Annotated in this window: 5 protein-coding genes, 1 tRNA gene and 1 rRNA gene; 2 read left to right on the top strand and 5 right to left on the bottom strand. The window is 47.0% G+C overall.

Annotated elements, in window-relative coordinates:
- Positions 1 to 292: 292 nt before the first annotated feature.
- From C233_RS0121865 to C233_RS0121850, 4 genes are all read right to left on the bottom strand, one after another.
- A complete protein-coding gene (locus C233_RS0121865; protein ID WP_018669592.1) occupies positions 293 to 2,830 on the bottom strand; it encodes a prolyl oligopeptidase family serine peptidase in 2,538 nt (845 codons plus the stop codon).
- A gap of 19 nt (positions 2,831 to 2,849) precedes the next feature.
- Entirely contained in the window at positions 2,850 to 3,524 is a 675-nt protein-coding gene (locus C233_RS0121860; RefSeq protein WP_018669591.1) for an RluA family pseudouridine synthase, read from the bottom strand.
- 92 nt (positions 3,525 to 3,616) lie between these two features.
- The gene (gene fabG, locus C233_RS0121855; protein WP_018669590.1) at positions 3,617 to 4,363 is read right to left on the bottom strand and encodes a 3-oxoacyl-[acyl-carrier-protein] reductase; all 747 of its coding nucleotides are present in this window, start codon (positions 4,361 to 4,363) and stop codon (positions 3,617 to 3,619) included.
- Positions 4,364 to 4,494: 131 nt separating this feature from the next.
- The gene (locus C233_RS0121850; RefSeq protein ID WP_018669589.1) at positions 4,495 to 5,079 is read right to left on the bottom strand and encodes a TetR/AcrR family transcriptional regulator; all 585 of its coding nucleotides are present in this window, start codon (positions 5,077 to 5,079) and stop codon (positions 4,495 to 4,497) included.
- A gap of 232 nt (positions 5,080 to 5,311) precedes the next feature.
- Between C233_RS0121850 and C233_RS0121845 the strand changes: the two genes are divergently transcribed.
- Positions 5,312 to 5,384 (top strand) — tRNA-Met (locus C233_RS0121845).
- Between the two features lie 1,363 nt (positions 5,385 to 6,747).
- Entirely contained in the window at positions 6,748 to 6,882 is a 135-nt protein-coding gene (locus tag C233_RS25010) for a hypothetical protein (protein WP_279615240.1), read from the top strand.
- Between the two features lie 146 nt (positions 6,883 to 7,028).
- Here C233_RS25010 and rrf read toward each other — a convergent pair.
- Positions 7,029 to 7,139: ribosomal RNA gene (rrf, locus tag C233_RS0121840) — 5S ribosomal RNA — on the bottom strand.
- Positions 7,140 to 7,219: the final 80 nt, after the last annotated feature.

Here is a 7,219-nt window from a genome sequence, read left to right as displayed (position 1 = left end):
AGGAAGACGGAAATCCTGTGGATTTTCTTTGGAATACATACGGCAAATGCCGTACTGATGATAGACAAGATCAGGAACAGGACGGTGAAAGCGGCATGATATGATTTTACAGGCAGAGGCAGAAGATGTCTTCAGACTTCTTCCCGAGCGTCATGTCTTGTAGGGTAAGATTGTGTGAGAAATTACAGGAATAGGACTATAAAAATGGCATATGAAGTGAGTATGCTCTATCATCTTCATATGCCATCTTGATTTTTAGGGACATTTACTGAATATCCCTTTTTAATCTTTCCTACCAGTGTCTTTCCGGGTAGAGGTCGTTCCACCACGCCGGACTATCCTGCAACCAGCGTGCAAACCATGCCATGATAGAGTTGTGCCACAACTCGCGCTTGGGATAATCGCTGATGAAATGGTTCTCGCCTTCTACCGTTATAAATTCCACCGGTTTACCCAATATCTTCAATGCGTTGTACAACTGTATGCTTTCGCCGACAGGTACATTCGTATCCGCCGTACCGTGCAGCAACAGCAGCGGAGTCTTTATCTTATCCGCATTGAACAATGCTCCATGCTTGGTAAACAGGTCGGGGTTATTCCACGGATAACTCCCGGCGGCAGCAACGGAGTTGTAGGAGTATCCCCAATAGCCCTCTCCCCAGTAACTGGTTACGTTGCTGATACCCGCATGCGAAACGGCAGCGGCAAACAAGTCCGTCTTCGTTTGCAGGTACATCGTCATGAAACCGCCATAGGATGCTCCGATACACCCGATACGCTTACTGTTAACGAACGGATGCGCGGCGCAGAATTTCTTCGTTCCCTCGATGATTTCATCGGCGGTACGCTCGCCCCATGCGTTGACATGGCGGGCGGAGAATTCCTGGCCGTAACCGATAGCACCGCTGGGCTGGATAACGTAAACCACATAGTTGCGGGAGGCAAACAACTGCGCACAGTAAGGCGAAGTGATGCCGCGGGTGGTAGGCGTAGTTCCGCCGTAGTAATAAACGATAAGCGGATATTTCTTATCCGGGTCGAAAGCCGGCGGCAAGCATATCATACCCTTAATCTCCATACCGTCCTCCGCCGTGAAATTCCATTCTTTCATCGTGCCCATTTCTATCTTATCCAGTACGGGCTTCATCGGGTCGGCAAGCAGAGCAGATGTTTTCTTCTTCGCATCGTATGTATAGGCAACTCCCGTACTGGTGTTGCCGCCGCCTACGTAAGCGGCAACCGCCGGGTTGTTTTCCGCCAGGTCGAAGGAGGCAATCACATCTTCCCGGAGCGGCAACATTTCAAAACTATCCGTCTTCGGAGTGTAGCGGTAAATATGCCGGTAGTCCTCGTCCGTCGTATTGAAATAGATGCAGCCGTCCACACGGTTCCATTGCAGGAAATCAACGGAGGGATTGAAATTGCGCGTTATAGGAACGACCTTTCCCGCCGCCTTATCCACAATGAATGCCTGGGTGTCGAAATCATTGGCTATAGGATGCCCGCCGCAGTTCTTCCCTATCCCGTTGAAAGCCATAGGACTGCCGGTTACCACGAGTTGCTTCCCGTCGGGAGAATAAGCAGCCCTGTTTACATAAGGGTCCCATGCTACCAGCGTATCCACTTGTAACGTAGCCAAATCTATCTCGAATATAGACGTGAGGGAGAAAGGGCATTCGGTGATGTTCGACTTGGAAGTAGAGCACAAGAGCCTCTTGCCGTCGGAGGATATATCGTTCAGGTACACTGCATGGCTGCCATAGGTCAGGCGTTCGGAAAGACCGGTAGTGGGGTCGTACTTCACGAGATAATTGCGGGAACGGGAACCGGGGATACGGTCGTCAGGATGAAGAAGGCGTTTCAAAGGTGCGCCGGCCGCTTCTCCTTTATCCTCGGGAGAGTAGATGAGGTAATCCTCCGTGGGCGACCAAGTGAAATACCCCTCGGGAACATCCTCCAGCAATACTTCCTCGCGCACGGTAACCGGGTCGAACACAATCAAATCGTTCCGCCGTTTACCGGTTACGGTATAATAGAGTTTATTGCTGCGGGGCATCCAACGCATTTTCGCATCGGCATCGGGCAGTATCACCTTGCCGGTTTTGAGTTCGGTCAGCTCGCAACGTGTCCTCGAACGTTTCAAAGAATAATTGTCCGCATAGCAAGTCAGCAGATACTTGCCGTCGGGAGAAAGGCTCACCGAACGTACCCGGCTCCCGAAGGCCGTGTTGTACAAAGCGAAACGTTTCTTTAAATCAGGGGCAATCCGGTAACCGACATCGGCGAACTCCTTGTCTTTCTCAAACTCGCACTTCAACGCGGGGGCGGCTTTATCAGCCGCCGCCGACAACAGTTTAACAACTATCTCATAGTCCGCCTCCGGCTCCAGGCGCAAGCTGAGCACCGAAGGAAAAACCTGCGACAGACTGTCTTCTGCCGTCGTCTTCGACTGCTTGGAAACACCGTTTACAAATACCTCGAAGCGTGCGGGAGAATAGATATTCAGCTTTCCTTTCATAAAGCGTTCCGCACGCAGGTTGGTGGCAAACAAATAGAACAAATTGTCTTTATCCGCCTTCGTCACCCGTACATAGCCCGCCGTATCCGCCGACATGCGTTCGTAAGGGCGCCCGTCGAAGTCAAGGCTGATGTCGGTTTTCAGCAGCTCGGCGGTAGTGAACTTTTCACCTGTGAAGTTGATGCTGTCGCCCTGAACCGGCGTGCGCACCACCACGGCAGGACGTACATTGTATTCGGTCACTTTATCTTGTGCCCGGACTGCAAGTGCCGCAAGCAGAGACAGTCCCGAGAGAATCAGAATCTTTTTCATCGAATTCGTTGTTAACAGGTTATCCAATCATTTCAAAGCCATTCCAGGGGGTGCCGGCAGGTACGGGAGCTTCCACTTCTATCAGTTCCCGGGACACCGGATGTACGAAGCGGACAAAACGCGCATGCAGGCAGATGCTACCGTCCGGGTTGGAACGGGGCGAACCGTACTTCAAGTCTCCCTTAATGGGACATCCCATTTTCGCCAACTGGCAGCGTATCTGGTGATGACGCCCGGTCTTAAGGTCTATCTCCAGCAAATAGTAGTTCTGCGACTTGGCTATGAGCCGGTAATGCAAAACTGCTTTCTTGCTGCCCGGCACTTCCTTATCGTACGCATAGCTCTTGTTCTGCTTTTCGTTGCGCACCAGGTAGTTCACCAGCTCGCCTTCCGGCTCGTAGGGGCGGTTCTTTACCACTGCCCAATAGGTTTTCCTCACCTCGCTGTCCCTGAACATTCCATTCAGGCGGGTAAGCGCCTTACTGGTTTTGGCAAAAACGACAAGACCGCTTACGGGGCGGTCCAGGCGATGCGTAACACCGATAAAGACATTACCGGGCTTTCGGTATTTCTCCTTGAGATACTGCTTTACGGTTTCCGAAAGCGGCGTATCGCCCGTCTTGTCTCCCTGAACTATCTCGGAAGCGGTCTTGTTGACTATGATGATATGATTGTCTTCGTATACGACAGTCATAATTATTCAAGATTAATAATTCGGAAATGAAAGAATGAAAGCTCTAAACGTTTTTATTCTTCAATCATTCAATTCTTTCATCCGCCGTTATCTTACATATTCATACCACCGTCTACCTGAATTACCTGTCCCGATACATAAGAAGACATATCAGAAGCCAGGAAAGTAGCGATGTTGGCAACGTCTTCGGGCGTTCCGCCGCGACGCAAAGGTATCTTCTTGCACCATTCCGCCTTCACTTCTTCGGACAAGGCATCGGTCATAGCCGTCATAATGAATCCCGGAGCAATGGCGTTGGCACGGATGCCGCGAGAGCCCAGCTCCTGTGCGATAGATTTAGCCAATGCAATCATACCTGCCTTGGAAGCCGAGTAGTTGGCTTGGCCGGCATTGCCATGAACACCTACCACAGAAGCCATATTGATAATGCTACCGGATTTCTGGCGCATCATAATCGGAGTACAAGCGTGAATAAAGTTGAAAGCGGATTTCAGGTTCACGTTGATAACCATATCCCATTGCTGCTCGGTCATACGCATCATCAGGCCGTCGCGAGTGATACCTGCATTGTTCACCAGAATATCGATGCGGCTGAAGTCTGCATGAATCGCCTCTACTACCTTGGCAGTATCCTCAAAGCTGGCTGCATTAGAGGCATACGCTTTGGCTTTCACACCCAGCGTTTCGATTTCCCTTGCCGTAGCCTCGGCATTTTCATCAATCACCAGGTCGGTGAATGCTATATTAGCTCCTTCCTGAGCGAACTTCAATGCGATAGCCTTACCGATACCGCGAGCGGCTCCGGTTACAATGGCTGTTTTTCCGTCTAATAATCCCATACTATTTTTAAATTATTGATTAAATGTTTTTTATATTCTATACAGTGTCTTTAGGTTCTATACGGCATCTTCAAGTTCTATGCAATGCCTTCAAGTTTTATGCGACACCTTCAAGTTCTATATAGCACTTTTCAGGTTCTATGCAATGCACCGAACACAAGGTTGACAACATACTTATCACGCGTCGCATCATCCAGCTTTGCACCGATATGCCCGCGGATATAAGGCACTTCGATGCCCTTTACGCAATAATGCACCAATTCGGCAGTCATATCGATATCGTCAATCCGGAATACTCCCTTCTCCACTCCCTCACGCAACACATCCTTAAACAGCAATATCTCTTTGGCATCAAAACGTTTGCGTACCTTTTCCACCCGCCAGATATCACGAAAGAAATTAGCCCGGAGCGTACCGTTACGGAACACCACTTCCTTCACTGCGTCCAGACGTGTATATATCATCTCAATCATCTTTTCGTCCGGCGAGATATCTTTCTCCGCCACACGCTTCATCATATCCGAAAGCATGTCCAGTTCCGACTCTACGACAGCCATATAGATATCCTCCTTACTCTTAAAATAGGTATAGAGCGTTCTCCTACCTTTTTTAGAAGCGAGGGCGATATCATTCATTGTGGTATTCTCAACACCCATTTTAGCAAATAACTGACGGGCTACATCCACTAATTTAGCTTTTGTCTTCGATACGGCCATAGACTAATTGCACATTGCTTAATAATTTGTGCAAAAGTAAGATATTTCCTCATATATCACAAACAAAAGCACATTTTATTAACAACTGAACAGTCCAGCAGATAAGAGATGTCTATATTTTATCCGGCTATTTATCAAGTCATTATGTATATCAGTACATTTTTTATGAAAAATAAATCAGCTTTTATTTGCATATTCAAATAAAAGCCGTACCTTTGCACCCACAAAACATCGCGGAGTGGAGCAGTTGGTAGCTCGTTGGGCTCATAACCCAAAGGTCGTCTGTTCGAGTCAGGCCTCCGCAACTAAAGAAAAAGACTGCTAAATTAGCGGTCTTTTTTATTTCTCCTCTCCCTTCCCTCTAATAAGAATGGGGCAACGTAAAACCGGGGCAATGTAAAAATCAGAGGAGTATATCTGATAAAATCCTATCTTTACCTGCAACAAATCATTAGCGATTATAGAAACCAGCGGTTACCGTTTCCTTCTTTCTGAAGAGACACTGGATTATTTCAGCATCTCAGATGTGAAAGAGAGTCAACGTAAAAACCTAAGGGCTTCTTTGTTTAGGTATAAATTATAGTCAGCCTAAACAAGAAGAAAGCCCCTTGTTTTTTATGCTGCCCCAGAATATTCACAATCGAATTACTATCTTCACAAGATTTGTTACCCCAATATAAAGCCCCCAAAGATTAAATCTTAATCCTTTTATCTTTACCTTTAAATTAATCTTCTACATAGGTTCAACCGATTATAGACCTTTTTCAAAAGATACCTTACGGATAAATACGCACGAAAGCAAACAGTGAAGCTATCATTTATCTCGAAAAGAGAAACACTTCCTACCTAAACGACATACTCAATCAAAGGACGGAGAGTAAGGATTTCTATAAGCCTATAATCATCCAAAACTTTCTCTACCACTGCAAAAGGCTTTTCCAAATATCTGTTACTTCCATTGGATTAAAAAAAGGATAACGAAATATGTACCGTAGTCCGGTATATAATTGCCAAAGGCATCCGCACTCCCTAACCGGCAGTAACATCATTAAATAGAGGCTTATCCGATTACATCATAACATTATAACATTATAACCCAGCAATGCAATAACACTCCAACACCTTCCCTTGTCGTGCAGTCAGACAGTATCAGTCACCAATACAGATTTAAAGGTCTGTCCCAGCAAGACATACAAAAGGAGATAAAATGAACAGCATGAAAACCATGATACCGCACAGGAACCCTCTCGCCATGCCATAGTTAATCCCCAAGATTTACAACTGAGCCGATAAAATCTGACAAAGCGAACCGTAGTTTCAGGCAAAGATAAGATTTTCAAGAATTACACTGTCGTGCACTCAGGCTATACCAGTCGTCAATATAGATTTAAAGGTCTGTCCCGGCAAGACATACAAAGGAAGATAAAAAGAACAGTCTGGAAACCGTGATACCGCACAGTTTCCTATAACCCCAACAGCGAGTTTGTACCTGTTGTTCTTCATATACAAGAAAGGAACAGACTGCAACGTAACAACATCCCGCAGGTAAGAGCAGCAGCATGGAAACAAACTGTACAGAAATAAATCCTTCAAGGAAGCGGTATAGAAAAAAGAGGTACAACCGTACAATGAGCTTTTTCTGTTGCAAAGCGCGTGGTGGTATGTGGTATGGGTATGTATAGGTATGTGTGGGTGTGGTGGTATGTATGCGGTGACAGGTGGTGCGTAATGTGTATGCATGTGTTGGGGCGTGTGGCAAGTGGTGGGACGTGTGATGTAGTGATGATAGGGAAGGGCGTGTGATGTGGCGGTGAGTGATGTGGGTGGTGGGACGTGTTGGGGCGTGATGTGATGATAGGGAGGGGCGTGTGGTGTGGTGATGATGTGTGTGGTTAGGGTACCAAAACAGAAAGCCCCTGTATCCTATTCCGGAATACAGGGGCTTCAGAAAACGGCAACTACCTACTCTCCCACTGTTACGCAGTACCATCGGCGTGACTGAGCTTAACTTCTCTGTTCGGAATGGGAAGAGGTGGAACCTCAGTGCTATAGTCACCTGAATAAGACAGACATGATGTAAAAAAAGTAAAGCAATCACCGCTCTTAAAAAAAGAACGGAACACTGAACGTATATACCCAC

This window comes from Bacteroides gallinarum DSM 18171 = JCM 13658 (assembly GCF_000374365.1).
Taxonomy (GTDB): domain Bacteria; phylum Bacteroidota; class Bacteroidia; order Bacteroidales; family Bacteroidaceae; genus Bacteroides; species Bacteroides gallinarum.
The sequence above is the reverse complement of the archived record's forward strand: the minus strand, read 5'-3'. Positions and strand labels throughout refer to the sequence as shown.

Bases quoted from the DNA above. Each gene is read 5' to 3' on its own strand.
- C233_RS0121865 (WP_018669592.1), bottom strand. From the start codon at position 2,830: ATGAAAAAGATTCTGATTCTCTCGGGACTGTCTCTGCTTGCGGCACTT.
- C233_RS0121860 (WP_018669591.1), bottom strand. From the start codon at position 3,524: ATGACTGTCGTATACGAAGACAATCATATCATCATAGTCAACAAGACC.
- fabG (WP_018669590.1), bottom strand. From the start codon at position 4,363: ATGGGATTATTAGACGGAAAAACAGCCATTGTAACCGGAGCCGCTCGC.
- C233_RS0121850 (WP_018669589.1), bottom strand. From the start codon at position 5,079: ATGGCCGTATCGAAGACAAAAGCTAAATTAGTGGATGTAGCCCGTCAG.
- C233_RS25010 (WP_279615240.1), top strand. From the start codon at position 6,748: ATGGGTATGTATAGGTATGTGTGGGTGTGGTGGTATGTATGCGGTGAC.